The sequence below is a fragment of the Gardnerella sp. DNF01151 genome (assembly GCF_049244235.1).
In the GTDB taxonomy this organism is placed as follows: Bacteria; Actinomycetota; Actinomycetes; order Actinomycetales; family Bifidobacteriaceae; genus Bifidobacterium; species Bifidobacterium swidsinskii.
Window position 1 is genome coordinate 662,002 of record NZ_CP058389.1, and the last position, 25,234, is coordinate 687,235.

Below are 25,234 nucleotides of genomic sequence, written 5' to 3' on the forward strand. Positions count from 1 at the left end.
CTTTTTCTGCGCGAGTGTCTGATTTTGCCTGTTTTTGGGCACTGGTGCAGTTGGCGCATTAAAGTCCTATGTTAAAGAGATAGGCGACTTGATATACTGAGTTATTACGCTAGAAAATTTAGGGTTTCAACGTTGATTTCACAGTGTTTGGAGGCGTTGTTGTAAATGAATTTAACAGACGTGCAAATAAAAGAGTACAAAAAGTATAATAGCGAAGATATTCCAAAGCTGTATGATTCCGTTGGTTGGTCTGCGTACACAGATGATTTAGCTGCTTTGGAAAATGGTTTTAACAATTCGCTCAAGATTTTAGCTGCTTATAAAAATGATGAGCTAGTTGGCATTATTAGGGCTGTTGGTGACGGGTACACGGTTGTTTTTATTCAAGATATTCTCGTTTTGCCTGAGTATCAAAGGCAGGGGATAGGGTCTGCTTTGTTAAAGGCGATTGTGGATTGCTATCCTAACGTTCGTCAAATTCAATTGACCACGGATTGCACTGAAAAAACTATTGCTTTTTATAAGTCTGTTGGTTTTATTGAGTTTTCAGAAATTGATTGCTGCGGTTTTATAAAAGACAGGACATGATGCAGAAAATATGATTCTCTAGTAGCCATTAAGTGCGAATTTGCATAGATTGGCCACTTTGTGATTTTCGTGTGCTAATGCGTGTATTTGTGTATAGGATTGAGTTGCTTGTAGGATGGAGCTGATCTTATGGAGGAGCTGATTGTATGGCAGAATATGATTTGCCGATTTTAGAGTATGATTCCGATAAAAGTGCGGTTATTATGCCAAATCACGATAATATTTCTGTTCAGCTTCCATCTAAAGCGGTTTTTGCTTTTTTAGGCGATGCAATCGATCAGTATGCTTTAAGTAGGAAAGCTACGATTGTAGCAAATTTTGAATCTGCAACTAAAGTATATCCAATATATGTTTTGGAAGAAAAAGTAGAGAAAAAAGTAAAGGAAGACGCAAACAGCGAAGTAGAAGAAGAAACTCAAAAAATCTGCTTAGTACAAGCTCCAGTTGGCGCTCCTGCTGCTGTTCAGATCTTAGATTGGTTGATTTCTTACGGCGTTAGGGAAGTTGTTAGTGCTGGTTCTTGTGGGTCGCTAGTTGATTATGCGGAAAACGTTTTTCTGGTTCCGTATAAAGCTTTAAGGGATGAGGGGACTTCTTATCATTATTTGCCTCCAAGTCGTTATGTTGATGTTTCAGAGCGTTCGAGGCGTGCTATTTTGCAAACTTTGCAGGCGCATAATTTGCCTTATCATGAAGTTAAAACGTGGACTACGGATGGGTTCTTCCGTGAGACTAAGACGAAAGTTGCTAATCGTAAGCAGGAGGGATGCGCGGTTGTTGAAATGGAGTGTTCTGCTTTAGCGGCTTGTGCGCAAATGCGTGAGATTGTTTGGGGTGAGATTCTTTACACTGCAGATACTTTGCACGATGTTGAAAATTATGATGAGCGCAATTGGGGCGGGGATTCTAAAGCGTATGCGCTTGAGCTTTGTGTTGAAGCGGTGTTGCGTATTTGATTTGATTTTTTTTTAACTCTATGCTTATTATTTCTAGCAAGCATTACGTATAAGTGTGTTTAAGCATTTATAGGTGTTATCAAGCAGATAAGCATGACCAATCAGGATAAGTATGATAGTGTGTCTTTCAATACTTAGTAGAGAGTGGATTAGCAATTCGAAAGCGAAAATGCTAGCTGCGAAAATGCTATTAGCGAAAAATAGCAAAAATAGCAAGAATAGCAAATAGATATAAAGGAAGTGAGAGGTAGCGAGAATGAACAAAACTGACAATACAGCAAATCAGCAATCGCCCGCGAATCAGCAATCATCCAAACTACATCCCGACGTAAAAAATTACGTAAAACTATTTTTCAAGGAAAACAAGCTTGTAGCTTTTCTTTCGATGATAGTTTTTATTTCCTTGTCTATGATTTACACTGCTATTTCTTGGATTTTGCAAATTATTTTCGACTATATGGCAGGTAAAGGAGCTTTCTCTTTAATTACTATTTTGCTGCTTGTTGTTTCCTTTATGCTGGCAATCTCCCTGATTTTCGCGTTGAAGCGCAGCTCGTACCCTCGCTTTCTTGAAAAAGCAATGAATCAGTATAAAGAGTCTGTTATCAAGAAGCTTTTACAGAAGAGTTATAGTGATTTTTCGCTCGCGAATTCCGGCACGTATCTTTCTGTGCTTACTAATGATTGTGAGCGTATTCAAGAAAAGTATTTGAAGAAGATTTTTGATTTTTTTCAAGACGTTCTTATGCTCGTAAGCTCTCTGGCTCTTATGATTTATTATAGTCCATTGCTCACTGTTATTGCTCTTATTATTTCTGTGCTTCCAATGGCGTGCTCGATTCTTACAGCTAACGGGATTGCCACTCGCGAGGAGCAGGTTTCCAAGTCGAACGAGTCTTATACAGCCTTAACGAAGGATGTTTTGAACGGCGTTTCGGTTATTAAGAGTTTTAAGGCGGAGCAAGAGGTTATTAACCGTTATCAGAATCAGTCGATGGAGCTTGAGCATACTAAGAATCTTCGCGAAAAAACGATGACTACTGTTTCTGCTCTTGGTACTATTTCAAGTCTTGGAACTCAGCTTGGCGTGATGCTTGTTGGCGCTTGGATGGTTAACGCTCACGTGGGCGTTATTACTGCTGGAATGGTGTTAGCTTTCACTAATTTGATGAATGGCGTGCTTCAGCCTATTGCAAGTCTTCCTCAAATGCTTGGCGAGATGAAGGGCGCTAAGAAGCTTATTAGCAAGATGGCTGATTATATGAGTAACGCTAAGGAAGATTCTGGCGAGATCATTGACGATTCTATTAAAAGCGTTGTTTTGCGCGATGTTTCGTACGCTTATGACCTGGATCATAAAGTCTTGAAAAATGTAAATCTAACTTTGCAAGCTGGAAAATCTTATGCAATAGTAGGACCTTCTGGAGCTGGTAAGAGTAGTTTGATTAATCTGCTTATGGGATACTACAAGGATTATGAAGGTAGTGTGAAGCTGAATAATCACGAGCTTAGCAATGTGAGCAAGAGTTCGCTTTACGATAAGACTACTCTTATGCAGCAGTCTGTGTTTATGTTTGATGCTTCGATTTTAGATAATATTACGCTTTTTAAGCCGTTCCCGGATTCGGAAGTGGATCGCGTGATTCACTTGGCTGGTTTGGATGATTTGATTGCTGCTAAAGGCAAGGATTATCAGTGTGGTGAGAATGGTAGTCATCTTTCTGGCGGTGAAAAGCAGCGTATTGCTATTGCGCGAAGCTTGCTTAAAAAGTCCGAGATTCTGCTGGTTGATGAGGCAACGAGCGCGTTAGATAACGAGACGGGCACGAACGTAACGCAGTCTATTTTGGATTTGCAAGGAATTCTTCGACTTGTGGTAACTCACCGCTTGGATGCTAATTCGCTTAAGCAATATGATGAGATTCTTGTGATGAAAAGCGGCGAGCTTATTGAGCGCGGAAGCTTTGAGGAGCTTATGAATCAGAAAGCTTACTTCTACTCGCTTTACACTGTGTCTATGTGAGGATGTGGAGCTGGTTTGCTCTCAATGCGCTGTGCAATTTAGCGCAAGTGATTCTGAGCCAGTGTTAGTAGCCATTAAGTGCGAATTTGCAGCAATTGGCCACTTTCTCAGCAATGCAACCTGCTTTCGAGTTACATTTTAAGGAATTACGCTGTTACTTGCAGTGCTTTCTTTGCTTTAAAATTTTGCAAAATAAATTTTAGTCAAAATCTGTTTTTATTTAATGATCTTGTGTAATTTAGATTGTATAGAGTTAGAGAAAAGGCATATATGGAACAGTTTAATCAGTATGACTAATGACCAGAGTAACTATGATTCAAGTAATCAGAATCAGACAAACCCAAACAATGATACTGTAAATTCAAATCCTACAACGTTGTGCATAGTGATTCGCAAAATATGTCAAAAATGACGAGTGATTTATAAAAGGGAGATGACATGAATGTAAAATATGGTAGCGTATTTACAAATCCAGAAGTTTTAAACAGACTCGCACAAATAGAACAATCTCCCCAAATACAAGGAAAATTAAGTGCTTTAAAAGAAGGCGTAAAAAATAACTCTTTTGATCCAATTCGTTTAATTCCAATAATACCGGTAGTAATGGTTTTAGGCACTTTGTATAACTATTTTCCAAATATTGATTACTCTCGTTACAAATATTATTTACTAATAGTAGGTGTTTTTGTTGTTTGCTTTGCAGGTAAGTTTTTTGTAAATAATAAGGTTGATGTAGACGCGCTATATGCGGATAATGTTTTAACGCCGATTTTAAATGTGATTCTGCCTGGAACAGTATTAAACAATTCCGAAGGAATTGACAGCAGCATTTTTGATAATCTTCTGCCAATATCTAGTAGGTATTATTCAAGTAAACACATAATTTTTGGCGATGAATTTAAAACTGAATTTTCAAATATGCAAGCAATCCACTTTTCTAGAAGTGAAAGTGGAAAAAGTGTTAAAAAAACGGATTTTATTGGGCAAGTCTTATTAATAAACTCAAAAACCAACATAAATGGCCACATTAGAATCGTCCCTGTTACTGGAAAGAACTTTATGGGACAAAAACTAAATGGATACTATGGTAAAAAAACAAAAGAGGAGAGCGAAGTTCAGACAGAATCCATTGAATTTAACGACTCGTATTCAGTCTTCTCTACAGACGATTTTTATACAAAACTGGTATTAGATCCAAGTTTTATAGAACTAATGAATAATTTGCAAAAAAGAATGCGAGTTTGCTTATACCTAGATAGTGAGCGTATTGTTGCAGCCTTTGATTCTGGTCGGTATTTATTCGGCGCTCCAGGAAAATCTGGAATAGAAAACCTATCTTTAACAAGAGAATATGCAAAATTTAGAGATATTTTGGCTGAGTATTACGAAATAATTAACGTAATTAGAGAGAAATTACAAAAGTAAAAATTACAAAAGTAGAAACTAGTAAATTGCAATACTAGCGAACTAAAAAATTAGAAAATACTAGAACTAAAGGAGATGTTATGGGAGACATTATGGGTGACGTTATGGATAAGAACACTGTGCTAATTTGTGTTGCAATAGTGCTTGTAGTGCTTATTGTCTGGTTTATTGGCATGTTAAATAGGCTAAGAAAATATAGGGTGATTATAGAAGAGTCGCGGAAAAACGTTGATATTGCGCTCGCTAAAAGATACGATACGATTTGCCAAATGCTTAAAGTTGCGCAGTCGTTTGCAAAGTATGAAAAAACAACATTAGTGGATTTAGTAAGTTTAAGAGAGGGATTGGGCTCAGCGGATTCTAGTTCGGTAATCAAAAATCAGAATCATGCAATAGGGAAGATTTTTGCTTTGGCGGAAGCTTATCCGGAATTAAAGTCTTCTGAACAATTTTTGAACTTGCAGGAAGAAATAAACGACGAAAATGAGCAGCTTGCGGCAGCAAAAAGAATTGTTAATAGTAATATAAGCACTCTTAATCAAAATATTGTTACCTTCCCAGTGTCGCTTATTGCAAGCTTAAGCGGAATAAAGCAGATGGCTTTTCTTGACGAAGATAATCTAAGCAATAAGAAGAATATTGACAGCATACTGAGCTAGTGAAAATGTTTAGCTAGACGGTATATCTAATATAGCCAATCGCCCGCGAATTTGCAGTGATTGGCCACTTTGGGATTGACTGATTTGTGATTGGTTGATTGGTATTTAAATATAAACGCCAGGGAGTTTATTTCAACTCTACTGGCGTTTATTGGTTACTTGCGTTATTCGCTAGTTGCGTTTTTTACTTGCCGTGTTTTCGGAAATAATCTGCTAAATAAACTGCGATATTACAATGCCGGCAGCCATAAGCGGAATATTGAAAATAAGGAACGTTGGAACGCAAGTATCCCAAATATGACTGTGCTGACCGTCTGCGTTTAAGCCGGAAGTAGGTCCAAGCGTAGTATCAGAAGCAGGGGAACCTGCGTCTCCAAGAGCTGCAGCGGAAGACATAAGAAGAATCGTTGCAGGAGTGCTGAAACCAATGCTCTGACACAGTGGCACGAACAAAACCGCAAGAATAGGAACCGTACCAAACGAAGTACCAATGCCCATAGTCACAAGCAAACCAATAATTGTAATCACAAATGCAGCAACAAGCTTGTTCTGACCCATAGAAGCAACACCCAAGTGCACAAGCTCCTCAACTCCGCCTGTAGCTTGGATCACGTTAGCATATCCTCCCGCAATGAGCATCACAAACGCAATAAGACCCATGAGTTTTACGCCGCCAGTAAGCTGCTTGTCGATGTCGTTCCACTTTATTGCGCCAAAGATAATCATCGTTGCAAGACCTGCAAGAGAAGAAAGTGAAAGATCTTTACTAATAATTTGCACTACTACAACAACAATAATTGCGAGAATAGTCACATAATGGCGTAAATTAAGAGGTCCGACAACAGCGTCAGCAGCACGAGTATCAGCTTCGGTGGTTTCGTATTCGCGAGGCTTGCGATAGAGCACAAATACGGCAAATAGCAAAGCTGCTAGCATTGCAGCACCCAAATACCAGTTCACAGCGCTAACGTCCGCAACGCTAACTTTCATGCCATTTTTAGAAAGATTCGTAGCAATAACAGTCTGGAAAATAAGACCAAAGCCAAACGGAATAGCAATATATGGAACCTCAAGACCAAAAGCAGTACAGCATGCTGCAGCTCGACGGTCAAGCTTCATCTTATTCATAACTCTCAAAATAGGCGGAATAAGAATAGGAATATAAGCAATATGAACCGGCACAATATTTTGAGACATGCATGCAATAATAGTTAGTACCGCAAGTAGAGCGTACTTTTTCATGCCAATAATTGAGCTAATTTTTTTAGAAATAATTTGAGCTAAGCCTGTTGCGGTAATTGCTTCCGCAAAAGTTCCAAGAAGAATGTAGGCTAAAGCGGTTTGTGAGTTGGTGGAGAAACCGTCGCAAAGCAAAGCCATAATTGTGTGATTTCCGTCACCAAAAAGAGGAAGATGACCGGCAATGCCACCTGCAATGCAAGCTATAATCATTGCTAGCAAAACATTAAGTTTTGCAAGACTAAGCGCGCATAGCACTACAACCGACACAATAACCGGATTAAATATGATATTTAAAATTTGCAAACCTAGCATGCCGTTCACCCCTTCAAATGCTTGAATGTTAATGTATTGTTTGAAGCAATACGTTTTATTTCGTATTGCTTACGCTTGTATTTTTGCATATGTATTCTTACATATGTATTTCTTACATTTAGTAATTAAAGACAATATAGCATGGAAGTGTTTACAACATGTTTCTTGAGTGAATATAAAATATAAACAATTAAATAAAAAAATTAGTGTAACTCAACAATTGTTTGCACAAAAGAGTATTCTAAATGATTAGTGGTGAAGAATTGATAAATCACCAAATGTTCGGTTTTACACCGTTTTATTGCAGTATTGCAACGTGAGTTTACTGCTGAAAAGTGGCGATAAAGCAATGCGAAAATTAAAAATTGTTTTGCTAATTGTGAAGATCTAAAAATAAGCAGTAAACAATAAACAACAAACTGAAAAACTAAAAAACTGAAAATAAGTTATTTAGAGTATTTAGAGTAAGGAGGAATGCCTGGCGCTCTAAGTAAAAAGGATATTACGACATATCTTAATTACAAGCGTCAAACATGCAAATTATGAAAGATAGTAAAACACTTTTAGAAGCTAAAGAATTAGGCTTACAAATATTTAGAAGAACACCATTTTGGGACGTATCGTTAAAAGTAGAGCCTCATCAAATCGTTGCAATATCAGGTGAACACGGCTCTGGAAAATCAGCTTTGCTGCTTGCACTGTCTGGTTATATGAAATTTACGAACGGAACTCTTACTATTGCGGACTCAACTCTTCCTAACGATTTTAAAAAATCACGTAAATATGTGGGATTGGGATTATTCAACGGAATTAACGAATTCTACAAAATGCAAACAATAGAAGAAGCTTTGATGAGTGAGCTAAAACTCGCATCATCTTCGCCACTATTTCGCGAACAGTATAAAAATGATGTAAAAAATCGCGAAGCATTGCGCCAATACGCGTACAATCTTCTTGCTCAATGGAAAGTATTTTCTCCTCACAAAACAGCAATAGGAGAGTTGACTCCGTGCGAGCGCATGCGTTTGGCAATTGCGTTGGCATTATTAAAGCAACCGTGGCTGCTATTTGTTGATGGAATTGAGACGGAGCTTACTAGTGAGCAACGCGAATGCTTACTTTCCGATATTCGCGAATATGTTAGCAAAAACTACTGCTCCTGCCTTGTTGGAGTTTTGCAAAGTGAGTTAGAAAAGCAAGCGGATCAAGTCTTAAGACTTATGCCAAATAATGAGAAAACAGAAAATTCTCATACTGATTCTCAACTTGCTACAAGTGAAGCAAACGGTGGTGAAAACAATGCACGTTAGTACTATTGCTCTTGCATTTCGTGAGATTAACAATACGATGAAAGGAAAAGCTCGAAAGCTTGTTATTGGAACCGTAGCTTTGATTCCACTTTTATACGGATCGCTTTACTTATGGGCATTTACAAATCCTTATAAGACTTTGGATACTGTGCCTGTGGCTGTTGTTGTTGAAGACAATGGCGCTATGATTAACGGCAAAATGCGAAACATTGGAAACGAAATCAAAACTCGTTTAAAGAATCAAAAAGACGGTAGTGAAGGTTTCCAATGGAATTTTGTAAATAGTGCTGAAGCAAATAAGGGCCTTAAAAATGGCAACTATTTTATGGTAGCAACTATTCCAGCTTCCTTTAGTAAGTGCATTGCTTCCGCGCAATACGATACTCCAACTAAAGCAAAACTTCACGTAAAGTACGATCAAGCAAGCAATATGCTGGCTTCACAAATTGGTAAAACTGCTTTCCGCACTATGCGTACTGAGATTAGCGAGGCGATTGCTCAAGAGTATTGGGAGCACATGTTTGCGAAAGTTAATTCAGCTTCCGATTCTCTTGGTGCTGCTGCAAACGGTGCTGGAGCATTGCATGAAGGTTCAAAGTCTTTGCAAGGCGGAATAAATAAGCTTGCAGATGGGTCGAATAAACTTTCGCAATCTTTGCAAAAACTTCAAGGCGGATTAGGGGAGCTTCAAAAAGGCGCGAATACGCTAACTGAAGCCAATGCTCGCAGCAAAGAAGGAGCTCAATATCTTGCACAAAAAACGCAAGATTTAGCAAACGGAGCCCAACAGTTAAGCGAAGGAACCCAAAGGCTATCGGCAGCGACAAGCGAATTCTATGAAGGAGCTCAAAAGCTTGCAGCTTCAAGCAACGAATTAGAAGAACATGTTAAAGCTGGAAACGCTGAAACAAAAGCACAAATTACTGGTCTTCTTATGCAAGCGCAAAACCCAGCAGTAACAAAGGAAGACGTGCTTGCTAATTTGCAAAGATTGGCAGAAGGATTAGGTGAAAATTCTAATCTTCTAGAAACAAATCTTTCTGCTTTAAGCGCTGGAGCAGACAAGCTTTCTGCAGGGAGCTTGCAAATAAAGGGCGGTGCTGACGCTCTTATGCAAGGCATGGAGAAAGTTAATGTTGGTTCAGATAAGTTAGTTGCTGGCACAAATAAGCTTGCTGACGGTTTGGCTCAAGTAAGTAACGGTAGCGAGAAACTAAATAGTGGCGTGAATGAAGCTGCACAAGGTTCTGCGAAAATAGTGAACGGTTCTGATCAGCTTAATTCCGGCGCTAAGAAGCTATCTGATAACACTCCAAAGCTTGTTGATGGTACTAAGAAATTGCATGACGGGCTTAAAGATGCTCAAAAGTCTGGAAAAGTAAACGGTATTGTTCAAAAAAGTAAGATGATGAGCGCACCAGTTTCCTTGGAGGAGCACGAGTATTCGCACGTTGAAAACTATGGAACTGGTTTTGCTCCTTACTTTATTTCTATCGCCCTTTGGGTTGGTGCTCTTATGACAACATTCGTTTTGAGAGTTATGGATAGGCGAGCGATACTAAACGGCATGAATCCGCTTAAAAGCGCGCTTATTAGCTTGACGCCGTTTGTGATTATGGGCGTTTCGCAAGCGATTATTCTTATGGGCGTTGTTCAAGGAGCGTTGAAGTTCCAAATCGATAATGTTGTTGCATTCTACGCGCTGGGGATTCTAGCGTCAATAGTCTTTATGGCTATAATGCAAATGATTATGGTGGTGTTCCGCATGCCAGGGCGAATAGTTGCGATTGTGCTACTTATGTTGCAAATCACAAGCTCTGCAGGAACGTTCCCAGTACAAATGACGCCGGCATTCTTTAGAGCTGTTCACCCATATTTGCCAATGACGTACTCGATTATGGGGTTGCGTCAAGCAATGTCTGGAAAGAACAGTGGTGAAATAGTTTCAGGCATTGGAATGCTTGTGCTTTTCGGCGTTATTGCGATTGCCATAACAAGCATTGCCTTCCGCATGAAGCGTACTGTAAAAATGTTTGATTTGCATCCTGTAATAACGCTTGATGCATAAGCGTTCATGCAGGCGCGATAATTAAAATCCCCGCAGCTCTTGTTGGTTGCGGGGATTTTTTAGTGAATTTTGTTTAATTTAGTTACTTTATAAATACGTTATCCGACTTTAGAAAGTAGACGCGTAGACTTCGGCAATGGCGGCTTCGTCCATATGCATGTAGGAGTTCTTCAAAAGTCGCTGCTGCTCTTTGACAACGCTTGCAGCCCAACTTTGAATCATATCCTCGGTCATGCCATACTCGTGAAGCTTGTGCTTAGGAAGAATCGTGTTAAGAACTTCGTCAAGCTTATTTAATACGTCTGTTTTCTGGCATTCAAGAATATTTGCCATAAAGTCAAAAAGCTTAGAAAGCTCAGTGTTTTCTGCGTTATTCTCGTCGTGCTTAGCATAGTATCGCAAAACGCTTGTAAGAAGAGCTGCATTCGTTTCGCCGTGAGCCACGTGGAAAGTTCCACCAAGCGGATAAGCCATCGCGTGAACGCAACCGCAGCCAGCGTTACCAAACGCAATGCCAGCGTAAAGACTTGCCGAAACCAAGTCGCTTACAACTTTGCTTTTTGCGCTGCTGCCTTCTTTAACAACTCGCATATAACTTTGCAAAATAAGTCCGCAAGCCTTGTAACTAAACATTTTTGTAAGCTCGGTTGCAATAGGAGAAAGTGCGGACTCAATCGAATGCGTAAGAGCGTCAATAGAGCTGGTTGCAAAAACGTAATCAGGCAGGCTCTTTAACAATTCTGGAATAAGAACAGCGTCCGTAGCATAGCAAGCATCGTTCGCCAAACCCTTCTTGGTATTGCGCTTAGTAAGCGAGAACACCGCAACGTTCGTAACTTCGGAGCCAGTGCCGCAAGTAGTTGGAACAAGAATAAGATCCGCGCCTTTTTGTGCAGGAATCTTGCCGTCAACCAAGTCTTCAAGCGGGCTTGTTTGCTTCAATGCACAAACCTTCGAAATATCCAAAACAGTGCCGCCGCCAATGCCAATCACGCGCTTTGGAGTTGTGTGAATGTCACTAACGATTGCATCAACCATTGCGTCGCTCGGCTCACCCTTGCCGTATTTCTCTTGGAAAATCACGTCGCAATCAAGATTCAAATCGCCAAAATAAGGCTCCCAAATGTACTGGTTTGTAATAACCAAATCGCCCTTGCTGAGCTTGAATTCTTGCGCGAAGTCGCGTGCGTTCTCGAACTTATGAATAGTTGGTTTAATAGAAAGCTGCTTCATCCTAGACTCCTTTGTTTTAATCTGCATGTCTTATGCTAATAGTGCGCGTTTTGTGCGCTCTTTTGTGCGCGGATGATTAAAAAACCAAGCAACTGCTCCATTATAGAACAGATTGCTTGGTTTAATAAATGCGATTTAAGCTAATCAGAAAAAGTGATTCAGCCTAAGCTAATCAGCAAAGTTTAATCATCCCTTCAACAAAGCCGTGTAAGCAGCCATCGTAATGTAGTTGTATGGCTGGTTGAAGTGAGGCATGAAGAAGATGTCGCACAAAGCAAGCTCCTTAATCGTGACTTTCTTTTGAATAGCTAGCGAGAACAGGTGAATTGCGGCAGACATATCGTAGTTAGAAGCCAATTGGCAACCAACAATAACCTTCGTATCCTTCTTGTAAACGATGCGAATCTTCACCTTTGGATTCTCAACTTCCATAAACGCAGGCTTTTGAGTATCCTCAAAATCAACGTAGTTAACGTCCATGCCCTCTTTTTGAGCGGCAGTCAAACTCAAGCCGGTGCAAACAAGCTTGTAGTCGTAGATCATCATTGCGCTAGAGCCTTGCACGCCCTCGGTTTCTACAGGAGTTCCGCAAATGTTGTGACCTGCAATCAAGCCGCTTCGAACTGCGTTAGTAGCGAGCGCAATGTAGTTTACGCGGTCTCGAGCGTTGTCGTAGATTGTAGCGCAGTCGCCGATTGCGTACACGTCTGGATCGGAAGTTTGCTGCTTCTTGTCAACAAGGAAAGCGCCGTTAGCATACTGCTTTAAGTGGTCTTTGCCGAGCGCAACGTTTGGGTGGAAGCCAATAGCGCAAATCACCATGTCGGCTTCGTAAGTGCCTTTGCTTGTTTTAACAGCCTTGACTTCAGTGTCTCCAACAATTTCTTCAACAGTTTGACCAAGTTCAAACTTAATGCCTTTATTCTCCATAATTTGCTTCAAATTATCGGAAAACTCTGGGTCAAAGTAGCCGTTAAGAATATGGTCTTCCATGTCAATAAGAGTTACGTTCTTGCCAAGTCGCTTAAAAGCTTCCGCAAGTTCCACGCCAATGTAGCCGCCGCCAAGAACCACAACATTACGGAAATCACGCTCTTGTAGCTTAGCAATAACAGTTTGAGCATTCTGGAAAAGCTTTACCATTTGCACGTTTTCCAAGTCAATGCCCTTAATGCGAGGCTTGTTTGGAAGGCTGCCGGTAGCAAGAACCAGCTTGTCGTAAGAATCGTGAATAACAGTGCCATCTTTAAGCTCGACTGTTACTTCTTTCTTTGCGTAATCAATGTCTAAAACTTTACTTTCAAGATTTACCTTAGCGCCTTTTTTAACAAAATCTTCTGGCTTCTGGTAGAACAGTCCGTCACTGCTTTGAATCTGCTTGCCAATCCACAAAGCCATACCGCAACCAAGGAAGGAAATATTGCTATTCTGATCGTAAATGGTAAGCTCGTTCCCTGGGTAGCTCAAAATGGTGTTAGCGCAGGCAGTGCCGGCGTGATTTGCGCCAATCTGAATGATCTTCGTCATCGGTAATCTCTTTTCGTCGTTGAATCTAGTTTTAATTTTGTTTATTTCTGTTGAATTCTGCTGAAATTAATTTAATCTAGTTTAATTTAATTCCGCTAAATTCTGTTGAAATTATTGTATGTGCTTCAACTGCTTTGTTTAATTCACGCTGCGGCGCGAATGCACATCCAATGCACAATACTATTACACGAATGCGAGTCTTACCAATTTTGATTTTGTGCGTGTTGTGAGGGAGTTGTGTGGTTATTTCACAATCTGACTATCACTAATCTTTTTGCGAACATGAATTACGTAGTTGAATCCTGAAGTTTGTATACAGTTTATATACAGTGACATTCACATATGTACAGTTTTTTGTGATGCGTTTTAATGTTTTATAAAGTGATATTCGTATGAAGGGGTATTGTGATGCGTATTTTGATTACTGGTTTTACGCCGTTTAATAATGAGTCTATAAATCCGTCGTGGGAGATTGCGCAATCAGTGCATGCGCCTGAGGGTGTGGAACTTGTTCGTTTGCAGATTCCTACGGAATTTAGCAAGGGCGCGCAAAAAGTTATTGAGAAAATAGAGGAAGTTCACCCTAATGCTGTGCTTTCATTAGGGCAATTTGGTGGTTCTGCTTGTTTTAACGTTGAGTATGTTGGCATTAACTGTAGAGCTGCGCGTATACCGGATAATAGTGGGTATAAGCCTTGGTATGAGCCTGTTGTGCAGGATGGTGATGTGGCTTATAAAGCGACTTTGCCAGTTGTGAACATAGTTGATGCTTTAAATAAAGCAAAATTGCCGGCGTCTGTGTCTTTTTCTGCTGGCGCGTACGTGTGTAATGACGTGCTTTACAGTGTTTGTCATTATTGCCAGACTAAAAAATTGCCGATTAAGAGTGGTTTTATTCACGTTCCATATTTGCCTGAGCAGATTCTTGATAAGCCTACTACGAGTTCTATGAGTTTAGTTGATATGCTTCGAGGTATTGAAGTTGCGCTGCAAGTAATTGCGGATGATTGCAAGTGATTGCAGATTAATCGCCAGCAAATCTTTAATTTGTCAAATTGCATAAAATAACTCAAAACAGCCACTTATGTTGAAGGTGTGGTATAAAAGTCTTATGTTTTCTAAACGCGCTATTACCATTTTTGCGGCTGCTGTCGTAACTGCTTTAACGTTGGGTACGTTGAGTGCTTGCGAGCCGCAGGGTAAAGCCGTTGGTAGCACTGGTCGCGCTGGAGACATAATTCACGACGGCATAGATATTAATGACATCCATTTGCTGGTCATTGGTTCAAAATTAGCTGCGCTTGATGACGAAGTTATGAAGCATTGTAAAACGTCAAAATTGAGTGCTTCTTATGTGCCGCTATCAAATGTTGTTAATCCTAACGAAGCGGCTCAGCAAGCTATTCGCGCTGCAAGCGAGCAACCTGTTTCATTAATACTTATAGACGCGCTCGACGTGACAGGCGTTGACGACCTGCATAATGATAATAATCAACCTAATATAAAAGAGAATAACAAGCTTAATAACAGCACTCGCAATAAACAAAACGAAAGCAAAGCATGGATTTCTGCGCTGCAATACGTGCGTTACGCTGGAGTGCCAGTTGCGTTAATAAATCCTGTAAAAGCACCAAAAGACGCAACTTTATACGCAGCTACTTTGTATTTTGATAGCGATGGAAGTGGAATTGGAAAAAATATTCATGAATCTTATTTATCAAAAAATAGCGAATCTTTAAACAATAAAAGCAATAAATCAAAATTTGAGCGTTCGTCTTTGCTAAGCATCGTTCGAGCAATAATCGACAATACACCGCATAGTAGGGAAGTGATTATAAATGACAAATAACGAACAAAACGCAATGGCATCTACAGAAATTAGCAAAAATAACGCTATTGCGGTGCTTCCTAAAGTAGAAGTTTCTGGTTTGAGCACAGAAGAAGTTGCAGAGACAGTCTCTCGCGGAGATGTGAATATTACTTCTAAGCAGACTTCTCGCTCTTTAATGGATATTGTGCGCGCGAACGTGTTTACATTGTTTAACGCGATTATTTTCACAGCAATGGTTGTTGTGCTTGCCACTGGTTCGTGGAAGGATGCTGTTTTTGGTGTGGTAATTCTGGTAAATACTGGAATTGGCATTGTGACTGAATTAAAAGCAAAGCGCACTTTGGATAGGCTTTCTATACTTGTGGCGTCTTACGCAATGGTTCGTAGAGGCGGAGAAAATATTGAGATTGCGCACAAAGATATTGTGCTTGGAGATATTTTGTGGCTTAGGGCTGGTGAACAAGTTCCTGCAGATGTAGAAGTGCTGGAATCGTGGGGCTTAGAAATGGACGAGTCCATGCTCACGGGCGAGTCTGCTACAGTTCGAAAAGCAAAAGGTGATAACGTTTATTCCGGATCTACTGCAGTTTCTGGAATGGCTTTAACGCGTGTTACTGCCGTAGGAGAGCACAGTTATGCGGCAAAATTGGCGGCGCAAGCGAAAGTTTATACCAAAACAATTTCCGACTTAAGCCGTGGAATTAACACGATTTTGAAGTATATGACGATGGTTGTGGTGCCTTTGTGTGTGCTGCTTGTGTGGTCGCAAATGCACAAGGTTGGCGGATTTGTTGAAGCTTGGCAGACTGGTGCTTGGAGGAGAGCTGTTGTTTCTGCTGTTGCAGGCGTTGTTGGCATGATTCCAGAAGGATTGGTTCTTCTTACTTCGCTTAATTTTGCGGTGGCTGCTATGCGGCTTGCTCGTAAGCAAACGTTAGTTCAGGAGTTGGAATCTGTAGAAACTTTAGCGCGCGTAGACTGCTTGAATCTGGACAAAACTGGCACTATAACCGACGGTGGTATTGCATTCGTTGGCGTGGAAAATCTAGATAATAGTGGTGCCGAAATATCTTTGCAGACCAACTTGCAAACCAATCAAGCTTTATTCGACTTATCAAATGAAGAAAATCCGAACGCAACAGGTGTTGCGATTATGGAAGGGCTTGGCTCTAAAGGAGTTGCAGCTAGCCAGCATGTATCTAACCGTCTTCCATTCTCTTCTGCTAGAAAGTGGAGTGCGGTGCAATATGCGAAAAGCAGCGGAGAACATGAAACTTGGTATATGGGTGCTCCGGAAGTATTGCTAAGCGCGATTAATTATGCAAATTCTAATGAACTTTTAGCGAAAGTTAATTCTTATGCGGAGCAAGGTGAGCGCGTGCTGCTGCTTGCAAAAGTAAGTAGCGAAAGTAGTACTGTAAGTAGCGTCGATAGTAGCAGCGTAAGTAGCGTAACAGAAACAGATAAAACTTTTGGCGATTCTCCAACTATTTGCGTAAATGCTCATCCTATTGCTTTAGTTCGCTGCTCTGAGCGTATTCGTGATGATGCTCGCAAAACGCTTAAATGGTTCCGTGAGCAGGGTGTGCGTTGCCGCGTAATTTCGGGAGATAACCCTACAACAGTTGCGGCTGTTGCTGCAAAAGTTGGCTTAACAGGAGATCGCAAGCCTGCTGCAATGGACGCTAGAAAATTGCCAGAAGATATTAACGAATTGGCTAAAGTGCTTGAAAATGTGGATGTGCTTGGGCGCGTGCTTCCTCATCAAAAGAAAGCGATTGTTCAGGCGCTTCACACTCAAGGTCATGTTGTTGCTATGACTGGTGATGGCGTGAACGATACTTTGGCTCTTAAAGAAGCTGATTTGGGCGTTGCTATGGGCAATGCTGCTCCTGCTGCAAAAGCTGTAGCTCAAGTGGTTCTTGTTGATTCACGATTCTCGCATTTGCCGGATGTTGTGGCTCGCGGTAGGCAAGTGATGGCAAATATGGAACGTGTGGCTGGCTTATTCCTTGTAAAAACTGTTTATTCTGCGCTTATTTCTGCAGGAGTTGTGCTTCTAGCGTTGCACTTCCCGTATTTGCCTCGTCACATTACTTATATTGGTTCTTTAACTATTGGTATTCCAGCATTTTTGCTCGCTTTAGCACCTAATACTCGTCGATACATTCCAGGTTTCTTGAAGCGAGTTGTTCATTTTGCTGTTCCTAGCGGATTTGCTATAGCTGCTTCTGTGCTCGCTACTGCTGTTATAGCTCCGCGAGTTTTGGGATTAAATCTTGACGATGTTGTTGCAAATAATTTGATAGCATCTCGTTTTATTGTCTCAAACGTGCAAGCTTTGGCAACTACTCGCAGTATTTGTTCCGTAATCGTATTTGTTCTCGGCATACTCGTGCTTGCAAGCGTTGCCAAGCCGTTGCGCTCGTGGAGAGGAATTATGGTTGCGCTATTTGCTGCAGCTGGAGTTGCTGGAGCTTTTATACCGTTTACTGCAAAATTCTTCGAAATTCACGTGCCGACTGCAGGAAGCGCGTTTACTGTAATGCTTATAGCTGTTGTTTTAGCTGTAATCTTATGGTTTGTGTGCGTGAGTTTAGCAAACTTGTTATCTAAACAAAGTAAGAAGTGAACAATCTAACATATTTCTCATGTAATTAGTGTGTCGACGTGAGCTTAATGATGCTTACAATAGATACGTGTTTAGTATTTTAGAGATGTTTTCAGTAGGCGTTGGTCCTAGTTCATCACATACAGTAGGTCCTATGCGAGCTGCGTGTTCGTTTGTTTCATCGCTTAAAAAAAGTGGTAGTCTTGCAAACGTTGCGCACGTAAGTGTGACTCTTTACGGATCACTGTCTTTAACAGGTCTTGGTCATGGCACTGATCGCGCTTGCGTTGCAGGTCTTGAAGGAAATCTTCCAGATAATGTAGACACTGATCATATGCTTACTATTCGTCAGGAATGCAAAAAAACTGGCACTTTAACGCTTGCAGGTGAACATACTATTGCTTTTGATTACGATAAGGACGTAATTTTTGAAAAATGGATGCGAATGGTTGTTCATCCTAATGGAATGCGTTTTGTTGCAATTGATTCTGACGGAAATAAAATCGATGAGCAAGTTTGGTATTCAATTGGCGGCGGATTTATTCGTCAAGGGTGTGCAGATGATGCAATGGTTGGCTTGCATGAGCGTGTTACTGAGCAAGATGAAAATAATGCCAATAAGAATAGTGTAAGCGAGAATAATAGCGAAAGTAATAACGGAAATAGTAGTGATAATGCTGCAAGCTCTTCAAATCAAACAAAAGATTCCACTGTACCTTATCCTTTTACTTCATGCGACGGGCTTATAAATATTTGCCGAGAAAAGCATATGTCAATAAGCGATGTTGTGTGGCAAAACGAGCTTGCATTGCATGAAGGTGATGCTGACTACGTGCGCAACTATTTGCTGCATGTTTGGAAAGTTATGAGTAAATGTGTAGAAAACGGATGCAACTCAAAGCAACCGATTTTGCCAGGAGGTCTTGATGTGCCTCGCAGAGCTCCTCACATGTATGAGCGTTTAGCTGCAAATTCAGACATGCTTCGCAACAATCGTCGTCGTTCGGATGCTGCTTTAGAAAGTTCAGACTCTGCGTGGGTTAATCTTTTTGCGCTCGCTGTTAGTGAAGAGAATGCTGGTGGTGGGCGTATTGTTACTGCTCCAACGAATGGTTCTGCAGGAATTATTCCTGCAGTATTGCAGTATTATTGGCGATTTGTTGATTCTGCTAATGAAGATGGAGTTGTGCGATTCTTGCTTGCTGCAGGTGCTGTTGGTTACTTATTTAAGCGAAATGCTTCAATTTCTGGAGCTGAAGTTGGTTGTCAAGGAGAGGTTGGTTCTGCTTGTTCGATGGCTGCTGCAGGATTGTGCGAAGTGTTGGGAGGGACCCCGGAACAGGTTGAAAATGCTGCAGAAATCGGTATAGAACACCATTTGGGGTTAACTTGCGATCCTGTAGGCGGTTTGGTGCAAATTCCTTGTATTGAGCGCAATGCTATGGCTGCAAATACAGCAATTAATGCTGTTCGAATGGCAATGCTTGGAGATGGCTCGCACATGGTAAGCCTTGACAAAGCGATTAAGACTATGAAAGAAACTGGTCATGACATGATGTCTAAATATCGCGAAACCTCAAAAGGTGGGCTAGCTGTAAACGTTGTTGAGTGCTAATTTGCTAATATTTTTGCATTAATTCGTTGATGTTTTGAGATTAATTTTTGCTAAGTTATACACAATGCGTATATTTCATGTACATACGTAACGTTTCAGTGCTAATCTAGGACAGGTTAATCTAGGAAGTGTTAGTCTAAACTGCATTTATTCGAATGTGCATTTACTTAAATGTACTATTTAAAATGCGCTGCTTTAGTAATGCAGGATGGTTAAAAGCTGTCTGTGTAGATGTTATACTGTTCAGATTATACTGTTTGGAGTTTGTAAAGGAGGAAATATGGCACAAGATATGCCAGAAGTGATTGCAGAATTTGGCACTACGCCAACGGTGACGTTCCCTGAATCTGAACCGCCAGCAGGCCTTAAAGTTGTTGAATTAGTTGAAGGTAATGGTCCTGTAGTTCGTGCAGGTGACACTGTAACTGTGAATTATCATGGTGTGGTTTGGGGTAGCGACAAGCCATTTGATTCAAGCTTTGCTCGTCATACTCCAGCTAGTTTTGGTATTGGTGTCGGTCAAGTGATTCAGGGCTGGGATCGTACTGTTCCAGGTCATAATGTTGGATCTCGTTTGTTGATTTCTATTCCTCCAGAGTATGGTTATGGCTCTCGTGGCATACCGCAAGCCGGTATTGGCGGCGGAGACACGTTGGTATTTGTTGTTGATATTATTTCAACTCGTTGATAGAAGAGCGTGAATTTTATTTACGAACGCATAGTTTTTATTTTTAGAGATTGTTGTATAAGGAGGTAGCAATGGCTGAAGAAAAAACTATTTTACTTACGCAGGAAGCGTATGACAAACTAAAAGAAGAGTTAGCACATCGTGAAGGTGAGTATCGAGAAGAAATCACTGAGCGTATTGCTGCAGCTCGTGCTGAAGGTGATTTGTCTGAAAATGGTGGTTATCAGGCTGCTCGTGAAGAGCAAGGAAAGAATGAAGGTCGCATTAATGAGCTTATTGTAAAGCTTCGTAATGCGAAGATTCTTGAAGCACCGAAGGATGGCACTGTTGGCAATGGTTCTTTGGTTACTCTTGAGCTTGCAGGTCGAGAAATGACTTATGTTCTTGGTTCTCGCGATATTGCTGTAGCTACGGATTATGACGTTATTAGCCCGGAATCTCCAATTGGGGCAGCTATTATGGGTGCTCATGCTGGTGATACTGTTAGCTATGCAGCTCCAAATGGACGTGAAATTTCAGTGACAATTAAGGATTCGCATCCACTTGCGTAAGTTGCGTAAGTTACATGATTTTCATAATCTGCATAAGTTGATTTTATAAATATTATTCTCCCCGCTTAGTTCATATTTTGAAATAAGTGGGGAGAATATTTTTTGAGGGGTTGGTGGATAAGTTCTATATTTTTCGCAAAACTGTAACAACTTTTCCCATAATAGTTGCGTGTGATCCGTCAATAGGAGAGTAAGCCGGATTATGTGGAATAAGCCATACGTGACCGTGGTCATTTCTGAAAGTTTTAACAGTTGCTTCGTCATCTAACAGTGCTGCAACAATGTCTCCATTTACAGCCTCATGCTGCTCTCTAACTACTACATAATCGCCATCGCAAATAGCGGCGTCAATCATCGAATCGCCGTGTACTTCAAGCATAAAAAGATTTCCTGTACCTGTAAGACGTTCTGGCAATCGCATTACATCTTCAATATGCTGTTCTGCTGTTATTGGAGCTCCTGCTGCGATTCTTCCCACTAGAGGAACATCTCTAGAATTTATAACAGAATCAGATTCGTATGCGCTAATATTGGCAACTCTTGAAGAATTTTTATTAATTTTGTTATTTGAATTGTTTTCAACAATTGAATTATCAAGAATTTCAATAGCGCGACCTTTATTTGCATTAATTCGCAAAATCCCTTTATCTTCAAGTGTCCGCAATTGATGTTTCACAGAAGATGGGCTTCTAAGTCCAACTGCTTCTCCGATTTCGCGGAAAGAAGGAGGGAATCCATGAATTTTTATATTGTTTTGGATGGCATTGATAATATTGCGTTGGCGGTCAGTAAGTGACATTGCGCTAATATCGCTAGCATTAATGCCATTGTTATCGTTATTTGTGCCATCGTTATTCATGGTGCTCCTTTCGCTTTTACTATTTTAACGCACTTTCTTAAAAAAATCAAACATCTGTTCGACACGCCGTTGCAACTATCGAACAAATGTGTCATTATTAATACATCTGTTCGATAGAACAAATGTTCAGTCGATTAAGGAAGGAGAAAGGATAATTATGAGTACGTCATTAATTAGAAGTGGCAGGGAAGTTAGAGTAGGTATGCAAGAAAATACTTATTTGATTCGTAAACGCTGCGTTTCTAATAAGCATGCGCGCAAAACTAGAGTTTTTCGTGTAACTGTACTTTTGATGACAGCAATAACATTCTGTACATTGTTTATGCCAAAGACTGCTGTTTCTGCAATACCTGAAAGAGTTGTTACATATACAGTTCGTCCTGGAGATACGTTATGGAATTATGCTGCTACTATTACTCCTAAAAACGGTGATATATCAGATAATGTAGAGCGTTTAATGGCTTTAAATCATCTTTCTTCTGAAGATTTGGTTATCGGACAGTCTATTAATGTTCCATTAAATAATGCTCAATAGTTGATTTAGTACAAATAGTATGAAAATGGGGGAAATATGAGAAGGGAAAATATTACTATATTTGAAATTGAAACTGATGAGCTAAGTTTTACTGAAAATGATGATGTAATATTCAGTGTGTTTTATGGAGTATTTCGGATTATGGACAATAAAATCGTATAATATTCGGAAATATTTGAATAAAGTAAATAATATTATGTAGTTTTTCGCTATTTTTTAGTATGCTGAATATATGCATTGTCCTTTTTGTAAGAATTCTGATACGAAAGTTATAGATACTCGTATCAGTGAAGATGGTTACTCTATTCGCCGTAGACGTGAATGCCAAGTTTGTGGTAATCGATTTACTACGGTGGAAACAACTCAGTTGCTTGTAATGAAGCGTTCAGGCTCTATTGAACCTTTTGATCGGGCAAAAGTTGTTGCCGGTGTTAGCAAAGCATGTCAAGGACGTCCCATTAATACTGAAGCGTTAAAGACAATTGGTATGCGAGTAGAAGCTGATTTGCGAGCACGAGGTTTAGCGCAAGTTACATCTGAAGAAGTTGGCAAAGCTATTCTTAAGCCATTGCGTGAATTAGATGAAGTTGCATATCTTCGTTTTGCAAGTGTGTACCAAAACTTCGCAGGTCTTGAAGATTTTGAACATGCCATTGAAGATTTAAAGCGCAGTAAAACAGAAAAATAATAATTTTATCGATTATTGTTACAGAATATCTATTCCCTGCGCTTTTGCATTATTTTGAGTTCTATTTCTCAAAATTTGCGTCATCTGCAGTGCGTATTATATGCAATTTTTGAGTTGGTCTAGTCATTGCAACATATAGATTGGCTGCAGCAGTTAGTCTAGATGCTGCTTCCTGCTCAATTTGAGAAGGTTGCAACACTATGACAGCGTCATATTCAAGACCTTTTACTTCCTCAGCTGTGCAAACGCTGCATTGGCAATCATCGGCATTTTGTTTGTTTAACTGATTCCATAATTTTTCAGGTAATGCATGTTCTAATGCTTGATTTACAACCTTTTTAGCATGGCTAACTATACTGTTAGGAGTAATGATTGCAATACGACCACTACCATCATCAGAGACAAATTTTTCGAATAGTTTTATACAAGATTCTGCAAGTGCAGTATCGAGTTCATCTTGTGATTCAACCGTTTGTGATACGAGTGAATCAGGTACTGAGCGAACTGCATGAACAGTAGAAATGTATAATCCTGAATCTGTTGCAACTTTGCTTGCTGCTTCAGAAACTTCACTAGGATTTCGATAATTAATTGTTAACTCGTAAAGATCCCAATTTGGTTCTCCAAATAGAGAATTCATATTCTTCTGCCATCTGTGAGTTCCTCCGAGCGCAGAAGTTTGTGCAACATCGCCAACAATAGTAAAGGAGCGTGAAGGACAACGACGAATAAGCATTCTCCAATCCATTGCTGTAAGCTCTTGAGCTTCATCGACAACTACGTGACCATATGTCCACTCGCGGTCAGAAGCTGCTTTACGGGCAAGCATTCCTGCATCGTCGCCTTGCAGATTATCAAGAAGCATATCAGCAGTTACTATGCCATTTCCAATACCAGCTTGTGCTAAAGTGTCAGCTGCAAATTGTTGTTCTTCAAGTTTTTTTGCTTGTGCTGCAGATCTTTGAGCGTCAAGTTTTGGATCAGGACCGAGCAATTCCATAGCTTCATCAAGTAATGGAATATCAGAACGAGTAAGCGGGCTGCCCTTTGGTCTAGTAAGTGAGTTAATGTCTTCGTCGCTCAACCAAGGTGCGTATGTGCGTAATTTGTCAGGTTTAGCAAAAAGTTGGTCAATGAGCCATTCTCCAGTCATAGGTAACCATGCAAGATTTAAAGTAATGCGCAGTTTATCGTCAAGACGAAGTTGAGAAGTTATATCGTTTAATTCAGCTTGATCTGGAACATAATCAAGTTTTTCCAAATAACGATTTTTCAATATGCTGAGCACGGTTTTTATAAAAGTATTTCGTGCCTGGTTATGCGGCTGGTGAGTCCGTTGAGCATCTGATTGAGCTATCTCAATATCTTCTTTTAGAAGAGGAATACCAAATCCTCCAACATGAATTGTTGGAAGATTTTTAGGAACGCGAATACGAGCGGCAATTGCATTCGCAATAACTGTTCGCATACGATACATTCCTTTTAATTTTGCTGCGTATGGAGAATCTTCATCTGTAGCACAAATTCCAGGAATTAAGTCGGAAATAGTTCTACTTACTACACCTGTTTCACCAAGAGAAGGGAGTACTTGATCAATATAACGCAAGAATGCCGAACTTGGACCAACAATAAGAACTCCTGAACGCTCAAGTTTGCGCCTGTGAGTGTATAACAAATAGGCTGCTCTGTGCAAAGCAACAGCTGTTTTTCCTGTGCCAGGACCTCCCTGTACAACAATAGTGTGATCAAGAGGAGCGCGAATAATTCGATCTTGTTCTGCTTGAATAGTGGCAACAATATCAGTCATTTTGCCGGTTCTGCGAGAACCTAAAGATGCGAGCAGTGCTCCTTCGCCAGTAAGAGTACCTTGTTGTGAAGCTTTTCCTATTTCATCAGAATGTATGTCAAGTACTTCATCTTCAACACCAATAACGTCTCTGAAACGGAGTGTAATATGACGACGCATAACAATATCGCCATGATGCGAAGGGGTTGCCTCATAAAAAGGTCGTGCAGCTTCAGCGCGCCAATCTGTAAGAATAGGATCATGGTTTTCGCTAAGCAAACCAATGCGACCAATGTATCGCCTAATGCCTTCTGTGTTATCAAGTCTTCCAAAAACAAGACGATCTTCAACAGCTCGTAATTGTGTAAGACGATCTTCGTACATGGTTGCGAATGAGTCGCGCTCTGTGCGCTGTGTTGGTGAACCGTGCGAACCTGACGCGCGCACAGCGTCTAAGCGCGCGCGAATAGTATTACGCAAATCATCTAGACGGCTATAAGCTCGGTCAACAGCTTGTTGTTCTTCGCTAAGTTGTGAGGAATAGGTAGACATACGCTTCCATTCTTCGTAGAATCTGCAGCCAAATCAAAGCCAATTTTTAGGCATTTAAGTGTATCTCGAGGCATAAACCACTGATTTATTTCGTGTTGTAATCTAAATTAAAACAAGCTAAAAGCTTAGCGAATAATTGCGTTTTATTTTGCCGCAAAAATATAATCTAAACATA

20 protein-coding genes are annotated in these 25,234 nt (G+C 40.4%); 15 read left to right on the top strand and 5 right to left on the bottom strand.

From position 1 onward, the window contains the following. Positions 1–165 precede the first annotated feature (165 nt). The 5 genes from HXT37_RS02885 to HXT37_RS02905 all read left to right on the top strand — a co-directional run bounded on the left by HXT37_RS02885 (position 166) and on the right by HXT37_RS02905 (position 5,651). Positions 166–588 (top strand): GNAT family N-acetyltransferase, encoded by a 423-nt coding sequence (locus HXT37_RS02885; RefSeq protein WP_004110858.1) that lies wholly within the window; start codon positions 166–168, stop codon positions 586–588. 146 nt (positions 589–734) lie between these two features. Next, on the top strand, positions 735–1,544 hold the full coding sequence (locus HXT37_RS02890; RefSeq protein ID WP_116431796.1) for a nucleoside phosphorylase: 810 nt from the start codon (positions 735–737) through the stop codon (positions 1,542–1,544). A gap of 256 nt (positions 1,545–1,800) precedes the next feature. Beyond that, complete coding sequence (locus tag HXT37_RS02895; protein WP_116431795.1) at positions 1,801–3,567, top strand: ABC transporter ATP-binding protein; 1,767 nt, start codon at positions 1,801–1,803, stop codon at positions 3,565–3,567. A gap of 438 nt (positions 3,568–4,005) precedes the next feature. Then, positions 4,006–4,992 (top strand): DUF3137 domain-containing protein, encoded by a 987-nt coding sequence (locus HXT37_RS02900; RefSeq protein WP_116431794.1) that lies wholly within the window; start codon positions 4,006–4,008, stop codon positions 4,990–4,992. Between the two features lie 80 nt (positions 4,993–5,072). Further along, on the top strand, positions 5,073–5,651 hold the full coding sequence (locus HXT37_RS02905; protein ID WP_103013960.1) for a LemA family protein: 579 nt from the start codon (positions 5,073–5,075) through the stop codon (positions 5,649–5,651). Positions 5,652–5,864: 213 nt separating this feature from the next. Here HXT37_RS02905 and HXT37_RS02910 read toward each other — a convergent pair whose 3' ends face one another. After that, positions 5,865–7,205 carry a Na+/H+ antiporter family protein gene (locus HXT37_RS02910; RefSeq protein WP_162863127.1) on the bottom strand — a complete coding sequence of 447 codons (1,341 nt, stop codon included), beginning with the start codon at positions 7,203–7,205 and terminating at the stop codon, positions 5,865–5,867. 533 nt (positions 7,206–7,738) lie between these two features. On the opposite strand from HXT37_RS02910, the gene HXT37_RS02915 reads away from it, so the two are divergent. Both HXT37_RS02915 and HXT37_RS02920 read left to right on the top strand, forming a co-directional pair. Next, positions 7,739–8,515 (top strand): ATP-binding cassette domain-containing protein, encoded by a 777-nt coding sequence (locus tag HXT37_RS02915; RefSeq protein WP_004110838.1) that lies wholly within the window; start codon positions 7,739–7,741, stop codon positions 8,513–8,515. After that, positions 8,505–10,583: a YhgE/Pip domain-containing protein gene (locus HXT37_RS02920; protein ID WP_004110836.1), complete on the top strand. Its 2,079-nt coding sequence runs from the start codon at positions 8,505–8,507 to the stop codon at positions 10,581–10,583. Before HXT37_RS02915 ends, HXT37_RS02920 begins: the two co-directional genes overlap by 11 nt. Positions 10,584–10,691: 108 nt before the next feature. On the opposite strand, the gene HXT37_RS02925 is transcribed toward HXT37_RS02920, so the two are convergent. Both HXT37_RS02925 and nox read right to left on the bottom strand, forming a co-directional pair. Next, positions 10,692–11,816 (bottom strand): 4-hydroxybutyrate dehydrogenase, encoded by a 1,125-nt coding sequence (locus tag HXT37_RS02925; RefSeq protein ID WP_116431793.1) that lies wholly within the window; start codon positions 11,814–11,816, stop codon positions 10,692–10,694. A gap of 186 nt (positions 11,817–12,002) precedes the next feature. Then, on the bottom strand, positions 12,003–13,343 hold the full coding sequence (nox, locus tag HXT37_RS02930; RefSeq protein WP_116440580.1) for a H2O-forming NADH oxidase: 1,341 nt from the start codon (positions 13,341–13,343) through the stop codon (positions 12,003–12,005). Between the two features lie 408 nt (positions 13,344–13,751). Here nox and HXT37_RS02935 point away from each other — a divergent pair, with 408 nt between their 5' ends. From HXT37_RS02935 to HXT37_RS02960, 6 genes are all read left to right on the top strand, one after another. Further along, positions 13,752–14,360 (top strand): pyroglutamyl-peptidase I, encoded by a 609-nt coding sequence (locus HXT37_RS02935; protein ID WP_116773780.1) that lies wholly within the window; start codon positions 13,752–13,754, stop codon positions 14,358–14,360. A 94-nt stretch (positions 14,361–14,454) separates the two neighbouring features. Then, complete coding sequence (locus tag HXT37_RS02940; protein ID WP_004110825.1) at positions 14,455–15,192, top strand: hypothetical protein; 738 nt, start codon at positions 14,455–14,457, stop codon at positions 15,190–15,192. Further along, entirely contained in the window at positions 15,182–17,806 is a 2,625-nt protein-coding gene (locus tag HXT37_RS02945; RefSeq protein ID WP_421779730.1) for an HAD-IC family P-type ATPase, read from the top strand. The genes HXT37_RS02940 and HXT37_RS02945 overlap by 11 nt, the downstream gene beginning before the upstream one ends. An 85-nt stretch (positions 17,807–17,891) precedes the next feature. Further along, positions 17,892–19,400: an L-serine ammonia-lyase gene (locus tag HXT37_RS02950; protein WP_103014040.1), complete on the top strand. Its 1,509-nt coding sequence runs from the start codon at positions 17,892–17,894 to the stop codon at positions 19,398–19,400. A 280-nt stretch (positions 19,401–19,680) separates the two neighbouring features. Continuing rightward, the gene (locus tag HXT37_RS02955; protein ID WP_004107148.1) at positions 19,681–20,088 is read left to right on the top strand and encodes an FKBP-type peptidyl-prolyl cis-trans isomerase; all 408 of its coding nucleotides are present in this window, start codon (positions 19,681–19,683) and stop codon (positions 20,086–20,088) included. Positions 20,089–20,159: 71 nt separating this feature from the next. Then, the gene (locus HXT37_RS02960; RefSeq protein WP_004110818.1) at positions 20,160–20,639 is read left to right on the top strand and encodes a GreA/GreB family elongation factor; all 480 of its coding nucleotides are present in this window, start codon (positions 20,160–20,162) and stop codon (positions 20,637–20,639) included. A gap of 124 nt (positions 20,640–20,763) precedes the next feature. Here the strand turns inward: HXT37_RS02960 and lexA are convergent, their stop codons facing one another. Continuing rightward, entirely contained in the window at positions 20,764–21,438 is a 675-nt protein-coding gene (gene lexA, locus HXT37_RS02965) for a transcriptional repressor LexA (protein WP_421779782.1), read from the bottom strand. A gap of 217 nt (positions 21,439–21,655) precedes the next feature. On the opposite strand from lexA, the gene HXT37_RS02970 reads away from it, so the two are divergent. Together HXT37_RS02970 and nrdR are read left to right on the top strand one after the other, a co-directional pair. Beyond that, on the top strand, positions 21,656–22,033 hold the full coding sequence (locus tag HXT37_RS02970; protein ID WP_421779732.1) for a LysM peptidoglycan-binding domain-containing protein: 378 nt from the start codon (positions 21,656–21,658) through the stop codon (positions 22,031–22,033). A 232-nt stretch (positions 22,034–22,265) separates the two neighbouring features. Continuing rightward, positions 22,266–22,721 carry a transcriptional regulator NrdR gene (gene nrdR / locus HXT37_RS02975; protein WP_033888678.1) on the top strand — a complete coding sequence of 152 codons (456 nt, stop codon included), beginning with the start codon at positions 22,266–22,268 and terminating at the stop codon, positions 22,719–22,721. Between the two features lie 61 nt (positions 22,722–22,782). On the opposite strand, the gene HXT37_RS02980 is transcribed toward nrdR, so the two are convergent. Further along, on the bottom strand, positions 22,783–25,059 hold the full coding sequence (locus HXT37_RS02980) for a HelD family protein (protein ID WP_102703005.1): 2,277 nt from the start codon (positions 25,057–25,059) through the stop codon (positions 22,783–22,785). Between the last annotated feature and the right edge of the window lie 175 nt (positions 25,060–25,234).

Coding starts and splice junctions, on each gene's coding strand:
- HXT37_RS02900 (WP_116431794.1), top strand. CDS start 4,006: ATGAATGTAAAATATGGTAGCGTATTTACAAATCCAGAAGTTTTAAAC.
- nox (WP_116440580.1), bottom strand. CDS start 13,343: ATGACGAAGATCATTCAGATTGGCGCAAATCACGCCGGCACTGCCTGC.
- HXT37_RS02885 (WP_004110858.1), top strand. CDS start 166: ATGAATTTAACAGACGTGCAAATAAAAGAGTACAAAAAGTATAATAGC.
- HXT37_RS02910 (WP_162863127.1), bottom strand. CDS start 7,205: ATGCTAGGTTTGCAAATTTTAAATATCATATTTAATCCGGTTATTGTG.
- HXT37_RS02960 (WP_004110818.1), top strand. CDS start 20,160: ATGGCTGAAGAAAAAACTATTTTACTTACGCAGGAAGCGTATGACAAA.
- nrdR (WP_033888678.1), top strand. CDS start 22,266: ATGCATTGTCCTTTTTGTAAGAATTCTGATACGAAAGTTATAGATACT.
- HXT37_RS02955 (WP_004107148.1), top strand. CDS start 19,681: ATGGCACAAGATATGCCAGAAGTGATTGCAGAATTTGGCACTACGCCA.
- HXT37_RS02935 (WP_116773780.1), top strand. CDS start 13,752: ATGCGTATTTTGATTACTGGTTTTACGCCGTTTAATAATGAGTCTATA.
- HXT37_RS02970 (WP_421779732.1), top strand. CDS start 21,656: ATGAGTACGTCATTAATTAGAAGTGGCAGGGAAGTTAGAGTAGGTATG.
- HXT37_RS02905 (WP_103013960.1), top strand. CDS start 5,073: ATGGGAGACATTATGGGTGACGTTATGGATAAGAACACTGTGCTAATT.
- HXT37_RS02945 (WP_421779730.1), top strand. CDS start 15,182: ATGACAAATAACGAACAAAACGCAATGGCATCTACAGAAATTAGCAAA.
- HXT37_RS02890 (WP_116431796.1), top strand. CDS start 735: ATGGCAGAATATGATTTGCCGATTTTAGAGTATGATTCCGATAAAAGT.
- HXT37_RS02980 (WP_102703005.1), bottom strand. CDS start 25,059: ATGTCTACCTATTCCTCACAACTTAGCGAAGAACAACAAGCTGTTGAC.
- HXT37_RS02895 (WP_116431795.1), top strand. CDS start 1,801: ATGAACAAAACTGACAATACAGCAAATCAGCAATCGCCCGCGAATCAG.
- HXT37_RS02925 (WP_116431793.1), bottom strand. CDS start 11,816: ATGAAGCAGCTTTCTATTAAACCAACTATTCATAAGTTCGAGAACGCA.
- HXT37_RS02920 (WP_004110836.1), top strand. CDS start 8,505: ATGCACGTTAGTACTATTGCTCTTGCATTTCGTGAGATTAACAATACG.
- HXT37_RS02940 (WP_004110825.1), top strand. CDS start 14,455: ATGTTTTCTAAACGCGCTATTACCATTTTTGCGGCTGCTGTCGTAACT.
- HXT37_RS02950 (WP_103014040.1), top strand. CDS start 17,892: ATGTTTTCAGTAGGCGTTGGTCCTAGTTCATCACATACAGTAGGTCCT.
- lexA (WP_421779782.1), bottom strand. CDS start 21,438: ATGTCACTTACTGACCGCCAACGCAATATTATCAATGCCATCCAAAAC.
- HXT37_RS02915 (WP_004110838.1), top strand. CDS start 7,739: ATGCAAATTATGAAAGATAGTAAAACACTTTTAGAAGCTAAAGAATTA.